This is a genomic window from Amycolatopsis sp. cg13 (assembly GCF_041346965.1).
GTDB lineage: Bacteria > Actinomycetota > Actinomycetes > Mycobacteriales > Pseudonocardiaceae > Amycolatopsis.
Window position 1 is genome coordinate 5,729,424 of the sequence record NZ_CP166848.1, and the last position, 19,856, is coordinate 5,749,279.

At 67.3% G+C, this 19,856-nt stretch carries 18 protein-coding genes and 2 tRNA genes; 5 read left to right on the forward strand and 15 right to left on the reverse strand.

The features are described 5' to 3' along the window. Positions 1-9 precede the first annotated feature (9 nt). Entirely contained in the window at positions 10-1,209 is a 1,200-nt protein-coding gene (locus AB5I40_RS26625) for a glycosyltransferase 87 family protein (protein WP_370932745.1), read from the forward strand. Here AB5I40_RS26625 and AB5I40_RS26630 read toward each other — a convergent pair. After that, positions 1,191-3,245, reverse strand: a complete 2,055-nt coding sequence (locus tag AB5I40_RS26630) for an AAA family ATPase (protein WP_370932746.1) — start codon at positions 3,243-3,245, stop codon at positions 1,191-1,193. The genes AB5I40_RS26625 and AB5I40_RS26630 overlap by 19 nt on opposite strands. Before the next feature lie 86 nt (positions 3,246-3,331). Between AB5I40_RS26630 and AB5I40_RS26635 the strand changes: the two genes are divergently transcribed. Continuing rightward, on the forward strand, positions 3,332-3,976 hold the full coding sequence (locus AB5I40_RS26635; RefSeq protein ID WP_370932747.1) for a TetR/AcrR family transcriptional regulator: 645 nt from the start codon (positions 3,332-3,334) through the stop codon (positions 3,974-3,976). 199 nt (positions 3,977-4,175) lie between these two features. Here AB5I40_RS26635 and AB5I40_RS26640 read toward each other — a convergent pair whose 3' ends face one another. The 3 genes from AB5I40_RS26640 to AB5I40_RS26650 all read right to left on the reverse strand — a co-directional run bounded on the left by AB5I40_RS26640 (position 4,176) and on the right by AB5I40_RS26650 (position 6,954). Further along, positions 4,176-4,823, reverse strand: coding sequence for a hypothetical protein (locus AB5I40_RS26640; RefSeq protein ID WP_370932748.1), 648 nt, complete (start codon positions 4,821-4,823; stop codon positions 4,176-4,178). A 105-nt stretch (positions 4,824-4,928) separates the two neighbouring features. Next, complete coding sequence (locus AB5I40_RS26645; RefSeq protein ID WP_370932749.1) at positions 4,929-6,023, reverse strand: alpha/beta hydrolase family protein; 1,095 nt, start codon at positions 6,021-6,023, stop codon at positions 4,929-4,931. A gap of 88 nt (positions 6,024-6,111) precedes the next feature. Further along, positions 6,112-6,954, reverse strand: a complete 843-nt coding sequence (locus tag AB5I40_RS26650; protein ID WP_370932750.1) for an LLM class flavin-dependent oxidoreductase — start codon at positions 6,952-6,954, stop codon at positions 6,112-6,114. Positions 6,955-7,009: 55 nt separating this feature from the next. Between AB5I40_RS26650 and AB5I40_RS26655 the strand changes: the two genes are divergently transcribed. Continuing rightward, entirely contained in the window at positions 7,010-7,486 is a 477-nt protein-coding gene (locus AB5I40_RS26655; protein ID WP_370932751.1) for a MarR family winged helix-turn-helix transcriptional regulator, read from the forward strand. Between the two features lie 41 nt (positions 7,487-7,527). After that, positions 7,528-8,586, forward strand: coding sequence for an ankyrin repeat domain-containing protein (locus AB5I40_RS26660; RefSeq protein ID WP_370932752.1), 1,059 nt, complete (start codon positions 7,528-7,530; stop codon positions 8,584-8,586). Here the strand turns inward: AB5I40_RS26660 and AB5I40_RS26665 are convergent. After that, on the reverse strand, positions 8,583-9,104 hold the full coding sequence (locus AB5I40_RS26665) for a hypothetical protein (RefSeq protein WP_370932753.1): 522 nt from the start codon (positions 9,102-9,104) through the stop codon (positions 8,583-8,585). The genes AB5I40_RS26660 and AB5I40_RS26665 overlap by 4 nt on opposite strands. 183 nt (positions 9,105-9,287) lie before the next feature. On the opposite strand from AB5I40_RS26665, the gene AB5I40_RS26670 reads away from it, so the two are divergent. After that, the gene (locus AB5I40_RS26670) at positions 9,288-9,728 is read left to right on the forward strand and encodes an ester cyclase (protein WP_370932754.1); all 441 of its coding nucleotides are present in this window, start codon (positions 9,288-9,290) and stop codon (positions 9,726-9,728) included. Between the two features lie 14 nt (positions 9,729-9,742). Here the strand turns inward: AB5I40_RS26670 and AB5I40_RS26675 are convergent, their stop codons facing one another. The 10 genes from AB5I40_RS26675 to AB5I40_RS26720 form a co-directional block, all read right to left on the reverse strand. Next, entirely contained in the window at positions 9,743-10,378 is a 636-nt protein-coding gene (locus tag AB5I40_RS26675) for a hypothetical protein (RefSeq protein ID WP_370932755.1), read from the reverse strand. Between the two features lie 404 nt (positions 10,379-10,782). After that, a tRNA-Ala gene (locus AB5I40_RS26680) sits at positions 10,783-10,855 on the reverse strand. Positions 10,856-10,885: 30 nt separating this feature from the next. Beyond that, positions 10,886-11,056: a DLW-39 family protein gene (locus tag AB5I40_RS26685; RefSeq protein WP_020663676.1), complete on the reverse strand. Its 171-nt coding sequence runs from the start codon at positions 11,054-11,056 to the stop codon at positions 10,886-10,888. A gap of 157 nt (positions 11,057-11,213) precedes the next feature. Beyond that, complete coding sequence (locus AB5I40_RS26690; RefSeq protein WP_370932756.1) at positions 11,214-11,984, reverse strand: phosphotransferase; 771 nt, start codon at positions 11,982-11,984, stop codon at positions 11,214-11,216. Between the two features lie 2 nt (positions 11,985-11,986). Next, complete coding sequence (locus AB5I40_RS26695) at positions 11,987-13,393, reverse strand: hypothetical protein (RefSeq protein WP_370932757.1); 1,407 nt, start codon at positions 13,391-13,393, stop codon at positions 11,987-11,989. A 93-nt stretch (positions 13,394-13,486) separates the two neighbouring features. Beyond that, positions 13,487-13,560: transfer RNA gene (locus AB5I40_RS26700), tRNA-Ile, on the reverse strand. A gap of 50 nt (positions 13,561-13,610) precedes the next feature. Then, positions 13,611-14,261, reverse strand: coding sequence for a DUF3566 domain-containing protein (locus AB5I40_RS26705; protein ID WP_344282393.1), 651 nt, complete (start codon positions 14,259-14,261; stop codon positions 13,611-13,613). A gap of 35 nt (positions 14,262-14,296) precedes the next feature. Further along, the gene (gene gyrA / locus AB5I40_RS26710; RefSeq protein WP_370932758.1) at positions 14,297-16,900 is read right to left on the reverse strand and encodes a DNA gyrase subunit A; all 2,604 of its coding nucleotides are present in this window, start codon (positions 16,898-16,900) and stop codon (positions 14,297-14,299) included. A gap of 50 nt (positions 16,901-16,950) precedes the next feature. Next, positions 16,951-18,918, reverse strand: coding sequence for a DNA topoisomerase (ATP-hydrolyzing) subunit B (gene gyrB, locus AB5I40_RS26715; protein ID WP_370932759.1), 1,968 nt, complete (start codon positions 18,916-18,918; stop codon positions 16,951-16,953). 197 nt (positions 18,919-19,115) lie between these two features. Continuing rightward, complete coding sequence (locus tag AB5I40_RS26720; protein WP_370940613.1) at positions 19,116-19,751, reverse strand: DciA family protein; 636 nt, start codon at positions 19,749-19,751, stop codon at positions 19,116-19,118. Positions 19,752-19,856 lie beyond the last annotated feature (105 nt).

Genomic DNA, 19,856 nt, shown 5'->3' on the forward strand with positions numbered 1-19,856 from the left:
GATCGCGGAGTGACTTCCCTCCGGCCCCCCGCTGTCGCGCTGCGCCGGTGGCTAGACGACGTCGGCGGCCGCCGTCGAACGGTGTTCGCGCTGGTCATCGCCTCGGTGGCGGTGGCGGCGACGATACTGTGGCTCGTCTGCACGATGTGGCCGCTCGACCTCGAGATCTACCGTTCCGGTGCGCGGGCGCTGGCCCAGGGCGAGGACGTCTACGGCCCGCTCCCGCCGACCCGCGCCGGGCTGATCCTGCCGTTCATCTACCCGCCGTTCGCGGCTGTGGTGTTCCTGGTGTTCGCCGCGATGCCGTTGCCACTGGGCGCGATCCTGATGCTCGCCGTCTCGCTCGCGGCGCTCTGCGGAACCGTCTACGTCGTGGTCCGGCCGCATGCCCGGCGGCGCACCGCGTTGCTGGCCGCGCTGGTGGTCGGAGCCGGGTCACTGGCCTTCGAACCGGTCCGCGAAACGTTGTGGTTCGGGCAAATCAACCTGCTCCTGATGGCGCTCGTGGTGATCGACTGCCTCGGCCCGCGGACCCGGCTGCCGCGCGGCGTCCTGCTGGGTCTCGCCGCCGCCATGAAGATCACTCCGGCCGGGTTCCTGCTGTTCTTCCTGTTGAAGAAGGACTTCCGCGCGGTCGTGACCACGGTGGTCACGTTCGTGCTCGCCGGCGTGGCCGGGTTCGTGATCGCGCCGGAAGCGTCGATGAAGTACTGGTTCGGCGGCGGGCTAACCGGCGCGTCCGGGATGAGCGGCTCGATTTTCGCGACAAACCAGACCATCCAGGGCGCGGTGCACCGGTTCGGACTTCCGGACACCCCGACACTGATCCTGGTCGCAGTGCTGACTTTGGCCGCGCTCGCGCTGACCATTCCCGCGATGCTGCGCGCCGACCCGCCGATGGCTTTCTTGCTCAATACAGCGGCGATCCTGGTGTGCTCGCCGATTTCGTGGTCACACCACTGGGTGTGGATCGTGCCCGCGATCGTGCTGTTCGCCGCTCGCGCCCACACGCGGATCGCCGTCGGCGGTTTGGCCGCGGTGGCCGCGATTTTCGTGATCGCACCGCATTCGTGGCTGCCGAAGAACGGTTATCTGGAGCTCTCCTGGGGCCCGCTCGAGCACCTGATCGGCAACAGCTATTTGCTGCTGGCACTGGGATTCCTCGGCTGGCAGTTCTCCGCGACGCGCCGTCAAACCGCCGCGGTCTGAGCCAGCAACGGCTCCGGCAACTGGTCAGCGTGGAGGACGTGCAACGTGCTGACCGCGCGGGTGAGCGCGACGTACAACCGTTGCAGCCCACGCTCTTCCGCCGCCACAATGCGCGCCGGTTCGACCACCAGGACCGTGTCGTACTCCAGCCCCTTCGCCAAACTCACCGGCGCCACCGTGATCCGCGCGGTTCCCTCGGTACCCAACACCGCGTGGTCCAACCCGCGCTCAGCGAGGGCCTGGCTTAGCTCCGGAACATCCGCGTCCGCCGCCAACAACCCGATCGACCCTTCTTGGACCAGCGCCTTCGCACAAGCATCGACCGCGGCGGCAACCGTCTCGTCCGTCTCGGTCAGGTGCAAGGCATCCGCGGAATGCCGGAACGATGTGGGACTGCGCAGCTCCGGCGCGATGTGCGGAAGCAGCCGAGCCGCGAAGTCGAGGACATCCGCCGGAACGCGGTAGCCGTGCGTGAGCTCCTCGATCCGCCCGCCGGGCCGCTCAAGATGAGCCAAAACGCTGGTCCACTCGCGGACCGCGGACGGACTGGTCGCCTGCGCGACGTCGCCGAGAACCGTGCACGCCCCCGCCAACCTGCGCGCGATCGCCCGCAGATGCATCGGGCTGAGGTCTTGCGCCTCGTCCACCACGACGTGCCCGAGTTTCGCCGGACGCTCGACCAGCGCCGAGACCTCGTCCAGCAACGCCAGATCGAGCGTCGACCAGGTCATCGCCTTACGACTGCGCGGCTTTGGCCGGATTAGCGCTTCCTGTTCCTCATCGGTCAGGATCCCTTCGGCCGCTTGAGCAAGCGTTGTTCGGTCCGTAAGCAAGTCGTGCACCAACCTCGCCGGCTCAACCGCAGGCCACATGTCACGGACCGCCTTGTTGATCGTGGCGTTGCGACGAAGCTGATGCAACGTCGCGCTAGTGCCGCCGGACCGCTCCATCTCGCGCAAGACCCGATGCGCGAGCCGCTGGGCCAGCAATTCGCGCCCCGCGCTGTAATCCGCGCCGCGACTGAGGATTTCCCTTAGTTCCTCGGCGATATCCTCGGGATACAACCGCCAAGTCCGGTGCTGATACTTGACTTCAAGCGTCCGATCGACCGGCTGGATCCGCGCCCACAGATGCCTCCGGACGACCTCCGCCATCCGGACGTCCCCCTTGACCCGCGCCGTCCGCGGCTCGTCGACGTGCTCGGCCGGCTGTCCCGCCCCGGTCAATTCGTCAATCGTGGCCTGGGAAACCGCCACCTCGCCCAGCGCCGGAAGCACGCCCGCGATGTAAGCGAGAAACGACCGGTTCGGCCCGATTACCGCGACCCCGCCGGCCTTCTGCAGCCGCACCCGCTCGGTGTAAAGCAGATACGCGAGCCGATGCAGACCCACCGCAGTCTTGCCCGTCCCCGGCGCGCCCTGGATACAGAGCGTCCGATCGACCGGCGCACGAACCAGCCGCATCTGGTCCGGCTGAATCGTGGCGACGATGTCCCGCATCGGCCCCTGCCGAGGCCGCTCGATCTCCGCGGTGAGCAGCCGATTCGCGGAGGAACCGGGCCGATCGAGCGGCTCGTCCTCGAACGCGCTGAGCACTCCGGTCTGGTCGAACCCGTACCGCCGCCGAACCCGCACCCCCATCGGGTGATCGTGATCGGCTTCGTAAAACGCCCTGGCAAGCGGCGCTCGCCAATCGATCACCAGCGGTTCGCCGTCGTCGTCGCGGATTCCTCTGCGCCCCAGGTAAACCAGGTCATGCTGCGGCGACCGAGTATGCGACCCGCGCGCCGCCTCGTAGACCTCGCCCGGTGGGTAATCGAGGCGGCCGAAGAAGAGCGGCGCCTCGTCAATATCCGCTAGCTCCTCGGCAATCTCGGTGCGAAACTGCCTGAGGACGTGGTTGAAGTACTTGTCGTCGACCGCGTCGCCCTCGCCCATCCCCGTCGCGATGGCGGTCTTGATCTCCTCCCGCATGCGGTCCAGTTCTGCGTGACAGGCCTGGAGATACTCGCGCTCCGCCCGGATCTCTGGTTCCACTCCCCGCCCCCCGTTTCTTGACTAGGTTAAATATACAACTGAGTCAAGTTTTTATCCGGGTTCGAGTTCCGGCTAGGCTGACGCCCGTGTCAGGACTGCGCGAGCGCAAACGCCGCCGCACGAGGGAAACCATCGCCTCGGCGGCGCTGCGACTGTTCCGGGAATCCGGCTTCGACGGGGTCTCGGTAGCCGACATCGCGGCGGAGGCCGAGGTCTCGAAGCCGACGCTGTTCGCGTACTTCCCGACGAAGGAAGACCTGGTCATCCACCAGTTCGCCGACGACAACGGCCCCGCGGAAATCGTCCGCACGCGGCTGGACGGGGTGTCGGCCCTGTCCGCTTTGGAACGGTCTTTCCTGGACCGCCTGGCCGAACACGACCCGCTGACCGGCCTGAACGACTCGCCGGACGCGATCACGTGCCACACCCTGCTGTACTCCACGCCAGCGCTGTTGGCTCGGCTGGCCACTTACTTGCTGGCGGAGGAGCAGGAGCTGGTGGAGGAGCTGCAGGCTTCATGCGGCGTCGAAGACGAGTTCACCGCGCGGTTGGTGGCGGCGCAGATTTTCGGGGCGCAGCGGATCTTGGGGTTTCACAACGCCCGGGAGATCCGTGGCGGGCGGAGCGCTGACGAGACTTACCCGGACGCAGTCGAGCGAGCAGAGGAGGCTTACCGGGTGTTGCGGGAGGGGCTGTCTTCGGTGCTGGGTCAGTCCGCGGGCCATTCGTAGGAGAGCTGGTAGCGGTCAGCGGCGAGGACCATGTCGTGACCGGGCGTTGTCGGCGATCCGCGCGTCCCGCTCCACGAAAAGGGCCAGGCCTCGCAAGGCCTGGCCCTCGTTCGCATCCGCCTGCCCACCGCTTTCGCGACGGGGTTGCGGGATCAGCGCCTGTTCATCGGCAGAAAGCGATCACCTTCGCTGAGCTAGCTCAGTTCTGGTCCGGATTGTCGATCGGCGCCCCGTTGTACCCAGTCCCCTGCTCCTGCGCGTTCGGCGGGTCCACCGGCACCCCGTTGTAGCCGGTCCCCTGGTCCTGCGCCGTGGGCGGGTCAATCGGAGTGCCGTGGTACCCCGTCCCCTGCTCCTGCGGGTCCGGCGTGTTCTCGTCCTTCGGCGGAGTCGTGTGCATCTTGAGACCGTCCTTCGCGCAACGGATCTCGTGCGTGCCCTCCGCGCCGGTGTCGGTCAGGCATTGCCAGCCCTGCACCGTCAGCATGTAGTTCGACCCGACAGCCTTGTCGATTTTGTCGAAGTATTCGGTAATAACGTTGAACGCCTCGGTGCATCCGACGGTACCGGCTTTGGTTGCGTCCGCGATCAAATCAACCTTGCGCGGTCCGACAGTTCCGCCGTACGCACTGCAATTGACGTCCTCCGAGCTGGCCCCGCCGCCACCGCTGCCGCCCTTTTTGACTGGCGTGTTCGGCTGCTGGACCTGGCTTTTCGCCGCGACGTTGACCGGGGCGGATTGGTTGCTCGCCGGGGCTGCCGAATTTTGGCCGGAGCACGCGGAAAGCAGCGCGACAGCGCCGAGAGCCGCTCCGACGGTGGCCAATTTGACAGTCTTCATGAGCATTTCAATTCTCCCCTGACCCGCTCTTGGCTTTCCCTTTGCCTATAGAGACGCACACCGCCGGAGGGGGTTGCGAAGAAATTCCGCGGACTTCCGCAACAGCGAAACTCAGCCCCAAAACCGCACTTCAGGGAACCGCGGCGACGGGCCGTCCAGCAGCCGCTGAGGCACTCCGCGCAGGTGCTCGTCGAGGAACGCCGTCAGATACGCCTCGCCGACCCGGATCCCCCGCGACGGATCGATCTCGACCCCCGGCAGCGGCACCCCCGCCTGCTGGAAGAGCAGCAGTTCATCGGTGAACATACTGTGGTCGCCATGGTCGACGGTGATCCACCGCTTCCACCCGGTCATCTCGCGCCAAGCCGCGTCCCACGAAGGATCGACCGTCCCGCCCGGCTGATGCACCGGTGCCCCGAACTGCAGAAACGGCCGATCCAGCCCGGTCACCGGGAAGTAGTACATGCCGTCGAGCATCGCGCCGGCGCGGATCCGCCGGTCGGCCAGCATCGCCGGTGCCGTGCTGGCTCCGCCGATCGAATGCCCGATCATCGCGATCCGCCGCTCGTCGATCAGACGTCCGCCGCCCCACACCGGGTGCGGCCCGACGAGCCGATCGAGCACGAACGACACGTCCGCCGCCCGGGTTTTGACGAGCTTCTTCCAGTCCTTGATCTTATCTGCCACGCATTCCGTCGTGTGTCCGTCCGGGAAGGTGGTCGCGATCGCCTCGTAGTTGTGGCCGATGCCCGCAACGACGTACCCGCGACTGGCCAGCTCCTCCGCCAGCGACGACAGCGTCGCGCGCGGCAACGTGAACCCCGGCGAAAGCACCACCAACGGCATCCGCCGGAACTGCGGCAGAGCGTCCACAGTGGAATGAGTACGAACCTTCGTCAGCAGGTCCTTGGGCAGCGACTTCACACCCGCCGCCGCCACCATCAGCTCCGATTCCCGCTGTGTGAGGTACTGCGTGGCCCGCCATCCCGGAAACTGCGCCGGGTACCACAGCGTGACCATCATTTCCCGCCGCTCCGAAGGAACCCACGGATCCGCGCGGGAAGTATCGGTGAAGTGGAAGGTGGTAGTCCCGACCGGACTTGCCCCGCCCGTCCGCGGCAACGCCAATCTTGGTGCCGCTTGCGCGGTCCCCGCCCCGACCACGACGAGCATCGCCGCGATGATCGCTATTACGCGTAGTCTCATGACTTCAGCTTGGAGCCGCCCGACACCGGGAACATCGGTGATATCCCGGATGAGCCCCCGATCTCGAAGTCATCTTCCTGGACGATGGTCAGCCGACAACGTCCGCCAGCCGAGCGACCTCGGCCACGTCATCCGTCACCGGCACGAAGATCAACTCGTCCACGCCCAGCTCAGCGAAATCCGCAATAGACTTCCGCACCAGCTCCGGAGTCGAGCAAGGCACCACACTGTCCGCGACTTCCTTCGGAGCCAACCGATAGAAGTCCCGCACATTCGCCAGCCCAGCGTCAACGTCGCCCAAAACGAAGTAGGCCAACGAAACCAACCGCGGCACCCCCTCTCGACCGCCCTCGCTCCAGGCACGTTTCGCCGCTTCGAAGCGAGGCGCGCTAGCCGCCACCGAGCCCGAACCGGCGATGTAACCCGTGCCCCACCGCACCATTCGCTGCAACGCCTGCTCGGTATAGCCGCCGAACAACATCGGCATCTGACGCGTCCCGCTCGGTACCGCCGCGTTCTCCCCGACCGGTTTGCCGCCCCACACCTCGCGGTAAATCTCCAAGTCGGCATCGAACCGCGCCCCGCGACCACGCGCCCCAAGCCCCGGCACGGTGAACTCTTCCTCTCGAAGCCCCACCCCGACGCCGAACGTGAGCCGGTGCCCGGAAACGCCGTCGATACTCGCGATTTCCTTGGCCAGCAACGCAGCCGGCCACGTCGGCGCGAGCAACACGCCGCTCAACAGCCCGATCCGCTCCGTCGCCCCAGCCGCGGCCGCCAGCGCAACCGTGTCGCTCACGCCCGGATACGCGTACCGGCCGATCGTCGCCAGCGAAGAAAAGCCCGCCACCTCCGCCCGCGCCGCCCACCGCGGCACGACCGCGGGGTCGACGTCGCGCACTTGATTCGGAAGTCCTATGCCGATCCGCACCAGATGATCCTCTCGAGCAGTTGCATGGCTCAGCGCTGAATGACAGCATGCTGTCATGTCCGACAAGCTAGCGATACGACAGCATGCTGTCAAGAAAGCCTGCGATGCCTACAACGACCTGATGGACGAGGTCATCCGGCTCTCCGACGTCCTGGAAGCAGTCGGCAACGGCATCGCCCGCCCCACCGGCCTGAGCGTCGCGCGGTACCAGGTGCTGGCCGCGGTCGAAGCGGAACCCGCTCCGGTCGGGACCATCGCCACGCAGTTGGGCCACACGAGGCAGAGCGTCCAACGAGTCGCCGATCTGCTGGTCGACGACGACCTGGCCAGCTACCGTCCGAATCCCGCGCACCAACGCGCCAAACTGCTCGAAGTCACCCCGACCGGCCTTGCCGCTTTGCACCGAATGCAAGCGGCGTACGAAGACCTGGCCCTGCGCACCACCGACGGCCTAGACCTGGAACGGCTGGAATTGGCCCGGCAGACGCTGATCGAACTGCAGCACCGATTGAAGTCCGAACTGCCCTCCTGATCACTAAGCTGGCGACTCCGGATGCCAAGGAGAAACCGCCGATGCGCAAGCGAAAGACGCTGCCGAAGAACTTCGACGAGATGCTGACGTCCGCGTCGCTCGCCGAACTCCAGGCGGTGTTCGAACGCACTGCACTGGACGCTCGCGGCGGATACGGCAAGGAAACGGCGATCGGATACCTCGACTGCCCGGACGAACTCATCGTCTGGCTAGTCGAGCAAGGACTCGACGCAGACGCGGCGAACCAGTACGGCGAAACTCCACTGTGGACACGTGCCGCGAGAGGCCACGCAGCGCAGATCCCGCTGCTGCTTTCCCTCGGCGCTGACCTCGAACGGCCACGCCGCTACAGCGGCACCCCGCTGCACGGCGCGGCCAGCCGGCAGCGGCCGGAAACCGTGCGGGCACTGATCGAACACGGCGCGAATGTCCACGCCACGATCGACGGCAAGCCGAATCTCACGCCGCTCCTGTTCGGTCTGCGGCAGACCGAGAACATCGGGATCGCGGGCATGGCTGAAACCGCCGCGCTTCTCCTCGACGCCGGCGCGCCCGTGCCGGACGAGGCGGGAGAGCTGGTCCGCCGGATCGGTGCCAATTTCGAGTTCCACCGCAAGGGCTTCAACCGCGACTTCCTCGACGAGACCGACGCCGGACTGCGGGAGTTGTACCGCCTGTTCGACGTCGAACCGGTCCCGCCGCGGCTGATCCACGACGGAACCTCCCCGATCACGGTGCCCGACGGCTCCTGGCAGAAGCAGCACGAGCAGCTGTGGGAACTGCTCGTGCCGTCCTCGGGCGCGGCGGAAACCGTGCAGGGAGAAGCGATCCGCGTAACCGGAAAAGTCGCTCGCGAGATCCTCGACAACGGCAGCGGGAACTGGGACCGATCCTTCCGCGCGATGGCCGACGCGCTCCCCGGCTACTTCGCGTCGGGCACCCCGCTGCCTGAACTTCAAGAAGCACAGGCGCTCGCCAAGCGCACCCGCTCCGGCAACGGAACCGACGAAGAACTGGCCCGGCTGTCCGAACTCGCCGTCGCGTGGGTCCGGCTCAACCCGACGCCGTTGCCGATGGCTTCGCCCCAGTACCACCGCTAGCCGGACAGCACCGCGACAAACTGGTTGGCCAGCCACCGTTCGAAGGCTGCCGAGGTCCAGCCGCAGCGCCGGACCAGCCGGTCGTACACCTCGGGCGCGGTCAGCGTCCAGACGGCGTCGACCGCCTCGTCGAATCTGTCCGACGACAGGTGTCCGCGTTCGACGAGGCCGCGCAGGCTGTGCGTGTTGCCCTTTCGGCGTTCGGAGTCGATGGTCGCCACGAAGGCCTCCAGCAGCTTGTCGCCACCGGGACCGTGTGCGACCAGCACACCGAGCAGCGGCCCGACCCGGTCGGAGATCGCCCGTACCCAAGCGGCGTAAGCAGCCGCGTAAGACGGCACGTCAGTCGCCTCGGCCACCCGGCGAAACTCGGGTCGCGCGCTCATCGGAGTCTGGTCCTCGTCGCCGGCGAGCATGACGTCGTAGACCGCCTTGATGACCTCGGCCTTGCCGCCGACGGAGTTGTACACCGTCTGTGGACTCACCCCCGCCGTTTCGGCGAGGCCGGTGATCGTCATGCCCGCATAGCCTCCGCCGCCGAGGAGCAAGCCGCGCGCCGTCCGAACGATGTGCGCGCGGGTGGCCTGGGCTTTCTCCTCCCGCTGCGGGGCACTGTACTGCCTTGCCACAGCCCTCCCATTCCGCTAGATTCTCATTCCACTGGATTTTGGTTCCAGCCAAGTTCGAAGAGGAGCATAGCCATGACCAGCCCAGCACGCACCGCCGCCCTTGCCGTGTTCGACGCGATCAACACCGGAGAGCTGTCCGTCCTGGACGACCTGGTCACCCCGGACTTCGTCGACCACGGGTCGCCGTTCCCGCTGCCGCCCGGCCCGGCCGGCTACCGGCAAATCCTCACCTTCGTGCACCACGTCCTGAACATCCGCTACGCCATCGACGACATCTTCGACACGGATGAGCGCGTCGTGGTCCGCGCGACTGCGAGCGGAACCGCCGTCGATGCGGTGCACGGCGCGGGCACCGGGGGAAAGCCGTACCAGATGACGACGGTGCACATTTACCGCACCGAAGGCGCTTTGCTGGCCGAGCACTGGGGCGTCCGCGACGAACTCGGCGCCCGGATCCAGCTTGGCGCGCTTCCCGCTCCCGACCCGGCCGCCTTCGCTCCGCAAAGTGCCTGAGCGAGTCACCAGGATCAGGCTGGCGCCTTCGCGGACAGTCCGCGCACCACCTGATAACGCCGAAACCCGCTGCCGCGAACTCCCGGAAACTCCAGTACCTTCCGCCATTCGTCAGACGCTCCGACCGTCCCCTGTCCGGACCGCGCCAATGCGTCGCGATGCGACTGTTCGTCAGTCCACTCCGCATAGTTGAGGACCCTGGTCCCGTCGGTGCTGACATGGAAATGCCCGGATATCCCGCCCGGTGCGGGCTTGTCCTCGCTGGCCAACGCTCCGAACACCGTGTCGACCCAACGCTTCTGCCGCTGCGCATCGGCACCGGCGAACTCGACGCTCACCACGACAACGCATCCCGGAACCACCGAGTCGTCCCGATTTCCGCTGCGGTACAACCGGTATTCGACGGGATCGCCTCCAGAAATCCGCCGCACGAACCCGGGGTCGGCTCCTCCCTCCGTCCACTGGGTGTAGACCAGCGACGCCTCGCCATCGGTACTGGCCAACGCGTTGAACGAAATCAACCCGGCAGGCCACGAATCTTTTTCCAGCCGCGCAAGCACATCCGCCGCCTCGACGGTCGTTTCGGCAACGAGCACAGCATCGACGTCCGGGCGCGCGAAGTCGGGCCGCGCGACGTGGTTGACAGTCATGGGTGTCCTTCCGAGAGCAGTAATGCCTCTCGAAGGATGGAACTTCAAGGGAGGTTGAAGTCAAGCCAGCAGCCGCGGCCTCGTTGCTCTGACTGGCACGGTCGTGGGCAAAGCACAAGTTCACCAACGACACCGCTTCCGGGCGGGTCGAGGAACAAGCTCCGGTACAGCCGAGCGAGCCGATCCCGGGGACCACGGCAAGGGACCCTGGCATTACGTGTGGAGCAGTTGCTTCCGCACGAACCACGCGACCTGCCACCTGCGCGTCGCCGGTCCCGGCGGGCAGCCAAAACCAGGTATTCGGCGGTGCCGTCCTGAAGATCATCGACCGGTTGAAGCAGATTCCGTAGCGCCCCTGGAACGCACGAATCCCCGCTCGGCGTCGGCCGAACGGGGATCGCGGGTGGACCTGAGGGGAATCGAACCCCTGACCCCCGCCTTGCAAAGGCGGTGCTCTACCAATTGAGCTACAGGCCCGGTGCGGACCGAGGTCCGCGAAGCATGACGTCAGTTGCGCGAGGCGTCCGCGGCCTTGGCCGGCGCACTGCCGTTCGCCGACGGGGCGGCAGGCGTGGTGGCCTCGCGCCACAGGTCAGCCTCGGCCTTGGCGGCCTTGTTCCGCTTGACGACGAACAGGACGCCGCCCGCGACGACCGCGAGTGCCAACAGCTTCTTCACCTGAAGCCCCCTTCTGAGTGCTTGCGCTACCCCTCGATGCTACCGGACCCGCCGCGCGTCCCGTCCAGCGGTTCCGTCTCTCGTTCCACGTGGAACACCGGGAATATCCGGAGTGATCGGTCCGTTGAACCCGACGGCCCCCGTGGCCACGCATCACTCAGCCCTGCCGGTCCTTCTCTTCCCGGCAGGGCTGACTCGTCTCCGCGAGCCGCGCGCGGGTGCCGGCGAGACCCGATTCGACCAGGTCAGGCCGGTCGTTCTCCAGTCCGTACGTCACCTCGTACCACGGGCCCAGCTGATTCCACGCCCACGCGCGCCGACGCAGTTCGGGCGTGACCTCGTACTCCGCGGAGAACGCCGCGACACACTCCGCTGACGTCCAGAACAGCAGCCACGCCAGGTCCCGCGCGGGGTCGCCGATCGACACGTCGGACCAGTCGATCACCCCGCTCAACCGGCCGTCCTGTTTGAGCAGATGCTCCGGTCCGAGATCTCCGTGCACCACGGTGTTTGCTGGATAATCCTCGACCTCCGCCAGCAAAGCACGCGCACGATCAGCGAGCGGACCGAGCAACGGCGGGACGGCATCGAGGGCCAGATCTTCCGGCACCGCACCAAGTTCGCGCGCCTTGGACACGTCTGCGTTGTGCAAGGCGCGGAGGAATCGGCCAAGCGCGCGACCGTCGTCAGCGGTCAGTTCACCTGGTTCGCCTGGCACCAATTCGTGTCGCACGACCAGCGGATCTTCTTGCCACACAACAGGAATCGGCACCGCGAACGGCAGCTGCAGAGCCAGCCACGGCAACACCCTGGTCTCCCGAAGCAGCCAAGCGCGCACCTCGTCCCGCTTGGGCCGCCGCTCGACCCACCGTCCGTCGACAAGCGTCGCGACGCTGTCCCAACCCTCGCCCAACTCCTCGCCGGTCATGTTCACACCGAAACCCCGGCGGCGAAGGCGACTTCCAGAACCTGTTGCCGTTCAACGGAACCCGTCCCCAGCAACGCCGCGATACGTTGCCGCTGCGCAGCACTCGGCTGGACGTACATCGGCAACACCAGCTCCCGGGCCAAAACCGCACCGGCCGCCAAGAACTCCAGGTCGGCGATCACCGACTCCCATCCGCCGAGACCGCGGTGCAGCCACCAACCCCGGCGTCGCAACTCCGGATCCGCGGATTCCTTGAATGCCACCAGATCCGCGAACGACCACAACTCCGGACTGCTGCTAAGCACGTCCGACGCCAGCCGGGCCGCCCGTGAGTGTTCGCTCGTCATTTCGCGCAGCAACCACGGCACGTCCGAAGCGACAGCCTTGCCGCGCAGCAACGACAAGCCAGCCTTCCGCAACGGCAACTCGGCACTCTGCGCAAGACCGACGATCTCCGCACGGTCAAGCTCAGTCCCAGTTTCCGCGAGCCCGGCGTACGCGCGAGCCCGTACCACCGGACTCGCAGCAGAACGCGCGACCGCGGCATAAACCGCGACCGGGTCCCGTCCCATTTCCTGCCAGCGCAGCCGCGCCCACAGCCGCACCATCGTCGACCGGTCGACCAGAAGCCGTTCCACCTCAACGGGGTCGAGCTGCGCCGCGGTCAGCTTCACCAATCCCAGCACCCGGCCCTCCGCGGACCGGTCGCGAAGCAGCGAGGCGATGACGTCCGGAGTCGCCAATTCAGCGATGACACCGATCAACTGCCGCCGGACGATCTGGTCCCGTTCCCCGGGCAGCAACCGCACCGCGTCCGGCAGGCCGAGCACTCCGGACTCGAAGCTGGTCCGGAACGCGAGCCGCCGCACGTCCAAGTCTCCGGAACCGCGCAGGCACGCCCACACCGACGCCTCGTCATGCGCGACGAGCAGCGCACGCAGATAGCGCGGGAAGATTTCCGAACCCCACCAGCGCTGAGAAATCCGCTGCAGCAACGGCACAATCCGCTCTGCCTGCGCCAACGTCGTACGCCGCAACACCTCGCGCACCGCCAGCTCGCGGACCACCTCGACGTGGTCGGTAACGCGGACCGCCAACGCCCGGTCGCTCAACGCGCCGTCCGAAGCGCACAACACGCGAACGGCCCGCTCCCGGAGATACCCGTCGGGGTGCATCGAAGCCAGCGCCCCGACGACCGGCGCGGCGTTCTTCAACTCCCAGTCCGTCGCCCGGCCCAGCGCAGGTGCCTCGAAGCGGAACTGGCGGGAGTAGTAGTCGATCCGCAGCATCTCGCGCGCCGTCGCCGACTCGAGCCAGGCCGACGTTTCGGCCAAGCCAGCTTGGTCATCCCGCTGTGCGGCGACCGCGCCGAGGCTCAGCTCGGCACGGATCTCCCTCGGAGTCTGCATGCGGCTGATTCTGGCGACCGCACCACCCGGCAGTCATCCGAAATACCAGAAAGGCCGGTCCGCAGGAGCTGCGAACCGGCCTTCTGAGAAATGTGGGCCCACCAGGACTTGAACCTGGGACCTCTTCGTTATCAGCGAAGCGCTCTAACCGCCTGAGCTATGGGCCCGTCGAACGAGGAGTACTTTACCGGACCCCCCATCCGCCCGTGCAACCGGGTTACTCACGCTCGGACAAGGTGACTTCCAGCCCGCCCGCGAGGTCCGCCGACACGTTGTAGATGAACGCGCTCACCGTGGCCAGCGCGGACACCAGCACGATGTTGATCGCCCCGAGGATGGCCGCGATGCCGAACACGCGACCGGCGCTGATCAGCGGTTCCGGGGACGCGTTCGCGCCCTCGCCGCCGACCAGGGACGAGTACGTGCCGTTCAGCTTGTCCCACACGCCCATGCCGTCGAGCACCGTGTAGAGCACGCCGACCGCGACCAGCCAGACGAAGAACATCGCGACGCCGAGCACCAGTGCCAGCTTCAGCACCGACCACGGGTCGAACCGCTTGATCTGCAGGCTCGCCCGCCGCGGGCCCCGGCCGGGGCGGCGCAGCGCGCTCGGCGTCGGCCGGGTGCGGCCCGCGGGCGGCACGTCGTCCGCCGGCGGCGGTGCCTCGCCTCCGAAGAGCCGGGGCGCCGCCGAGCCGGTCACCGGGTAGTCGTTCTCGGCCGCGGCCGGTTCGGGAGCCGCGGTGGGCACGTCCTCGGTCGCGATCCGCGCCGTGGCCATGGCCTCGGAGTCGCCGCCGCCGTCCTTGGCGGTGCGCTGCCAGGGCGGGTTGGCCGACGCGTCGTCGGCCTTGTCGGATGGTGCCACGTTGAGTCAGTCCTTACCCGTGCGTGGGGCGCCGATCACTGCTCCGGCGCCGTGCCGTCTTCTGCTGTGGGCTCCTCTGGCGTAGCCTCGGCCGCTTCCTCCGAAACCGTCTCGGAAGCGATAACTTCCGAAACCTCGGAACCGTCCTCGGCGGAGTCCTCGCCACCAGTGGCGACGTCCGAACCCTCGTCCGCGTTGCGTGCGACCGCGAGAAGAGTGGTTCCGTCACCCAGGTTCATCAGCCGAACGCCCTTGGTCTGCCTGCCCGCCTTGCGCACGTCCCGCGCCGGCGTGCGGATGACCCCGCCGCTGGACGTGATGGCGAACAGCTCGTCGTCCTCGTCGACGATGAGTGCCCCCACCAGCCTGCCACGTTTGCTGTCGTGCTGAATGGTGAGCACGCCCTTGCCGCCGCGGCCCTGTACCGGATAGTCCTCGATCGGCGTCCGCTTCGCATACGCGCCGTCCGTGGCGACCAGCAGGAACTTGTCCGGTTTGACCACGCTGATGCCGAGCAGTTCGTCACCCTCGTTGAACCGCATGCCCAGCACGCCCGACGTCGGCCGGCCCATCGGGCGCAGCGCCTCGTCGGTCGCGTGGAAGCGGATCGACTGGCCGCCCGCGGACACCAGGAGCAGGTCGTCCTCGGCCGCCGCCAGCACCGCGCCCATCAGCTCGTCGCCCTCGCGCAGGTTGATCGCGATGAGGCCGCCCGCGCGGTTGGAGTCGAAGTCGGTGAGCTTCGTCTTCTTCACCAGGCCGCGCTGCGTGGCGAGCACCAGGTACGGCGCGACCTCGTAGTTCGGAATCTCGATGACCTGGGCGATCTGCTCGTCCGGCTGGAACGCGAGCAGGTTCGCCACGTGTTGACCGCGCGCGTTGCGGTTGGCCTCGGGCAGGTCGTAGGCCTTCGCCCGGTAGACCCGGCCCTTGTTCGTGAAGAACAGGATCCAGTCGTGTGTGGAGCAGACGAAGAAGTGCTGGACGATGTCGTCCTGCTTCAGCGTCGCGCCCTGCACGCCCTTGCCGCCGCGCTTCTGCGAGCGGTACAGATCGGTTTTCGTCCGCTTGGCGTAGCCCGTGCGGGTGATGGTGACGACGACGTCTTCCTGCGCGATCAGATCCTCGACCGACACGTCGCCGTCGAACGGGATGATCTGCGTGCGCCGGTCGTCGCCGTACTTGTCGACGATCTCCATCAGCTCGTCGCGGATGATCGACCGCTGCCGCTCGGGCTTCGCGAGGATGTCCTTGAGGTCGGCGATCTCCAGCTCGATCTCGGCCAGGGTGTCGATGATCCGCTGGCGCTCCAGTGCGGCCAGCCGGCGCAGCTGCATGTCCAGGATCGCGGTCGCCTGGATCTCGTCGATCTCGAGCAGCGACATCAGGCCCGGCCGGGCCTCGTCAGCCGAGGGCGACCGCCGGATCAGGGCGATCACCTCGTCCAGCATGTCGAGCGCCTTGACCAGGCCGCGCAGGATGTGGGCCCGCTCCTCGGCCTTGCGCAGCCGGTACCGGGTGCGCCGCACGATCACGTCGACCTGGTGCTTCACGTAGTGCCGGATGATCTGGTCGAGCCGCAGCGTGCGCGGCACGCCGTCGACCAGCGCCAGCATGTTGACGCCGAAGTTCTGCTGCAGCTGGGTGTGCTTGAACAGGTTGTTCAGCACCACCTTCGCCACCGCGTCGCGCTTGATCGTGACGACGATCCGCATGCCGGAGCGGCTGTTGGACTCGTCCGCGATGTCCGAGATCCCGGTGATCTTGCCGTCGCGCACCAGGTGCGCGATGTTCTCCACCAGGTTGTCCGGGTTGACCTGGTACGGCAGCTCGGACACGACCAGGATCGTGCGGCCCTTCGCGTCCTCTTCGACCTCGACGACCGCGCGCATCCGGATCGAACCGCGACCGGTGCGGTAGGCGTCCTCGATGCCGGAGGTGCCGAGGATCATCGCCTTGGTCGGGAAGTCCGGGCCCTTGATCCGCACCAGCAGGGCGGCCAGCAGCTCGTCGTCGGTCGCCTCGGGGTTCTCCAGCGCCCAGACGACGCCCGAGGACACCTCGCGCAGGTTGTGCGGCGGGATGTTCGTCGCCATCCCGACCGCGATCCCGGAACCGCCGTTGACCAGCAGGTTCGGGAACCGCGACGGCAGCACGTCGGGTTCCTGCGTACGGCCGTCGTAGTTGTCGGAGAAGTCGACGGTCTCTTCTTCGATGTCCGCCAGCATCTGCATGGCCAGCGGCGCGAGCCGGGACTCGGTGTACCGCATGGCGGCAGCCGGGTCGTTGCCCGCCGAGCCGAAGTTGCCCTGCCCGTCGATCAGCGGGTAGCGCAGCGACCACGGCTGGGCGAGCCGGACCAGCGCGTCGTAGATCGCCGAGTCGCCGTGCGGGTGGTAGTTGCCCATGACGTCGCCGACGACGCGAGAGCACTTGTTGTACCCGCGGTCCGGGCGGAACCCGGAGTCGAACATCGAGTACAGGATCCGGCGCGCCACCGGCTTGAGGCCGTCCCGCACGTCCGGCAGCGCCCGCGACACGATGACGCTCATCGCGTAGTCGATGTAGGAGCGCTGCATCTCCTGCTGGATGTCGACCGGTTCGACCCGGTCGTGTTCCGGCGGCAAGGTTTCCGTCATGAGGTCCTTCTCAGTGAGCAGTCCTGGGGAAGCGAGTTAGCAGGGGACGCCTACACGTCCAGGAAGCGCACGTCCTTGGCGTTGCGCGTGATGAACGAGCGGCGCGCCTCGACGTCCTCGCCCATGAGCACGGAGAACAGCTCGTCCGCCTGTGCCGCGTCATCGAGCGTGACCTGCCCGAGCAGCCGGTTCGCCGGGTCCATCGTGGTCTCCCACAGCTCCTCGGCGTTCATCTCGCCGAGACCCTTGTACCGCTGGATCGCGTCGTCCTTGGGAAGACGACGGCCCGCCTCGACGCCGGCCTGGATGACGACGTCCTTTTCCTTCTCCGAGTACGCGTACTCCGGCTCCGACCGCGGCCACTTGATCTTGTACAGCGGCGGCCGCGACAGGAACACGTGGCCGTGCTCGATCAGCGGCGTCATGAAGCGGAACAGCAGGGTGAGCAGCAGCGTGGTGATGTGCTGGCCGTCGACGTCGGCGTCGGCCATCAGCACGATCTTGTGATAGCGCAGCTTCGAGATGTCGAAGTCGTCGTGGATGCCGGTGCCGAGCGCGGTGATCAGCGACTGGACCTCGGTGTTCTTGAGGACGCGGTCGATGCGGGCCTTCTCGACGTTGATGATCTTGCCGCGGATCGGCAGGATCGCCTGGTACATCGAGTCGCGGCCTTCCTTGGCCGAACCGCCGGCCGAGTCGCCCTCCACGATGTAGAGCTCGCACTCGCCGGGGTCGTTCGAACGGCAGTCCTTGAGCTTGCCGGGAAGACCGCCGATCTCCAGCGCGCCCTTGCGCCGCACCAGGTCGCGCGCCTTGCGGGCGGCGAGCCGGGCCTGCGCCGACGAGATCGACTTGTTGATGATCGTCTTGGCTTCGCTCGGGTTGCGCTCGAACCAGTCGCCGAGCCATTCGTTCGACTGCTGCTGCACGAACGTCTTGGCCTCGCTGTTGCCCAGCTTGGTCTTCGTCTGGCCCTCGAACTGCGGTTCGGACAGCTTGATCGACACGATCGCGGCGAGCCCCTCGCGCACGTCGTCGCCGGTCAGGTTCGCGTCCTTCTCCTTGAGCAGCTTCTTCTCGCGCGCGTACGCGTTGACCACGCGGGTGAGCGCGGCGCGGAAGCCCTCTTCGTGCGTGCCGCCCTCGTGCGTGTTGATCGTGTTGGCGAAGGTGTACACCGACGGCGTGAACCCGGTGTTCCACTGCATCGCGACCTCGACCTCGAGGCCGGCGCCCTTGGCGTCGAAGGAGATGACGCTCTCGTGGATCGGGTCCTTGGGGCCGTTGATGTGCTTGACGAAGTCCTCGAGCCCGCCCGGGTAGCAGTAGACCTTTTCCTTGACCCTGGCCTGCTTGCCCTCGGCGTCCTCTTCGGTCTCCTCGTCGGCGACGCGCTCGTCGCGCAGCGACAGGGTGAGGCCCTTGTTGAGGAACGCCATCTCCTGCAGCCGGCGCGAGATGGTCTCGAAGTTGTAGGTGGTGGTCTCGAAGATGTCGCCGTCGGCCCAGAACGTGATGGTGGTGCCGGTGTCGGTGGCCGGGCCGAGGTCCTCGAGCGGGCCGGGCACCTGGTTCGTGTACTCCTGGCGCCAGCTGCGGCCGCCGACCTTGATCTCCGCGAGCAGCTTCGTGGACAGCGCGTTCACCACGGAGACGCCGACGCCGTGCAGACCGCCGGACACCGCGTAGGAGTCGCTGTCGAACTTGCCGCCCGCGTGCAGGATGGTGAGCACGACCTCGAGCGTCGGCTTCTGCTCCTTGGGGTGGATGTCGACCGGGATGCCGCGGCCGTCGTCGACTACCCGCACCCCGCCGTCGGCGAGCAGGGTAACCTCGACCTTGGTGGCGTACCCCGCCATCGCCTCGTCCACGGAGTTGTCCACCACCTCCTGGACCAGGTGGTGGAGACCGCGCTCACCGGTGGAACCGATGTACATGCCGGGGCGCTTGCGAACTGCTTCGAGGCCTTCGAGCACGGTGATGGACGACGCGTTGTACTCGCTCTTGTTCTCGGTCACCGGCGTTGTTTCTCCTCGTCTCGCCCGAGCGGACGCCCGCTACTACAACAGTGTACTTGGCCGCGCGCGCTCACATGCGGCAAGGACACCTCTCAGTCTGTCGCAGAGGCACGAAATCACCCTCAGGCGAGTCAGGTCGTATCCGAACCGGCGCGACCCGGTTCTCGGGGCAATGACCCGCCCGACCGCAACCCCCGTCAGCCGTACGTGTCACGCGGTCCGCGACCAGGCACGTGCCGGGGTCCTTTCCGCCAGCTCGGAGCGGTCGGACCCTGGATCCGCATCCGCTTCACGACGCCGTTGCCGACGCCCGCGGCGATCTTCGCCAGCAACTTGCCCTGCAGCAACCGCAACTGTGTCGCCCACGCGGTGGAACTCGCCCGGACGGTCAGCTCGCCGTCTTTGAGCGCGATCGGCTGGGCGTGTTCGGCGACGTCCTCGCCCACGAGCCGGGCCCATTGCCCGAACACGCGCGCGTTGGTCATGGTGCCCTGCCAGCCGCTGTCGGAGATCAGCCTCGACACGAGCCGGCCGAGCGGCTGCGGGTCGCGCGGATCCGCGCCGGGACCGGACCAGCGCCGGCGCGCCCGGTTCTGCCCGCCGCCTCCGGTGATCCGGCCGCGGCGGAGGTTCGGCGGGGCGCCGCGCTCGCGGGCTTTCGCCTTCGCCGCTTCGAGCGCGGCGTGCGCGAGGTCGCGCCCGCTCGGAGCATCCCCAGCGGGCGTCTCGTTCGGCCCAGTGGAACTGTCACGCTCAGTCGCGCCACACGCGGGATTCCGGGGGGCGTCGTCCGCTTTCGAGGTGTCAAGACGGCCATCCGGCCGGTTCGTCACGCGCGGCGATAACGCGGCTCCGGGTTTATCCACACTGTCCACAGGTTTGTCCCCAGATCGGTGGGCAACTCGCGTGACCCCGGTCACCCCGCGTGGTCGTTGTGG

Bases quoted from the DNA above. Each gene is read 5' to 3' on its own strand.
- AB5I40_RS26640 (WP_370932748.1), bottom strand. From the start codon at position 4,823: ATGCTCATGAAGACTGTCAAATTGGCCACCGTCGGAGCGGCTCTCGGC.
- gyrA (WP_370932758.1), bottom strand. From the start codon at position 16,900: ATGACGGAAACCTTGCCGCCGGAACACGACCGGGTCGAACCGGTCGAC.
- AB5I40_RS26655 (WP_370932751.1), top strand. From the start codon at position 7,010: ATGTCCGACAAGCTAGCGATACGACAGCATGCTGTCAAGAAAGCCTGC.
- AB5I40_RS26690 (WP_370932756.1), bottom strand. From the start codon at position 11,984: ATGACCGGCGAGGAGTTGGGCGAGGGTTGGGACAGCGTCGCGACGCTT.
- AB5I40_RS26645 (WP_370932749.1), bottom strand. From the start codon at position 6,023: ATGAGACTACGCGTAATAGCGATCATCGCGGCGATGCTCGTCGTGGTC.
- AB5I40_RS26660 (WP_370932752.1), top strand. From the start codon at position 7,528: ATGCGCAAGCGAAAGACGCTGCCGAAGAACTTCGACGAGATGCTGACG.
- AB5I40_RS26695 (WP_370932757.1), bottom strand. From the start codon at position 13,393: ATGCAGACTCCGAGGGAGATCCGTGCCGAGCTGAGCCTCGGCGCGGTC.
- AB5I40_RS26665 (WP_370932753.1), bottom strand. From the start codon at position 9,104: ATGACGATCACCGGCCTCGCCGAAACGGCGGGGGTGAGTCCACAGACG.
- AB5I40_RS26675 (WP_370932755.1), bottom strand. From the start codon at position 10,378: ATGACTGTCAACCACGTCGCGCGGCCCGACTTCGCGCGCCCGGACGTC.
- AB5I40_RS26670 (WP_370932754.1), top strand. From the start codon at position 9,288: ATGACCAGCCCAGCACGCACCGCCGCCCTTGCCGTGTTCGACGCGATC.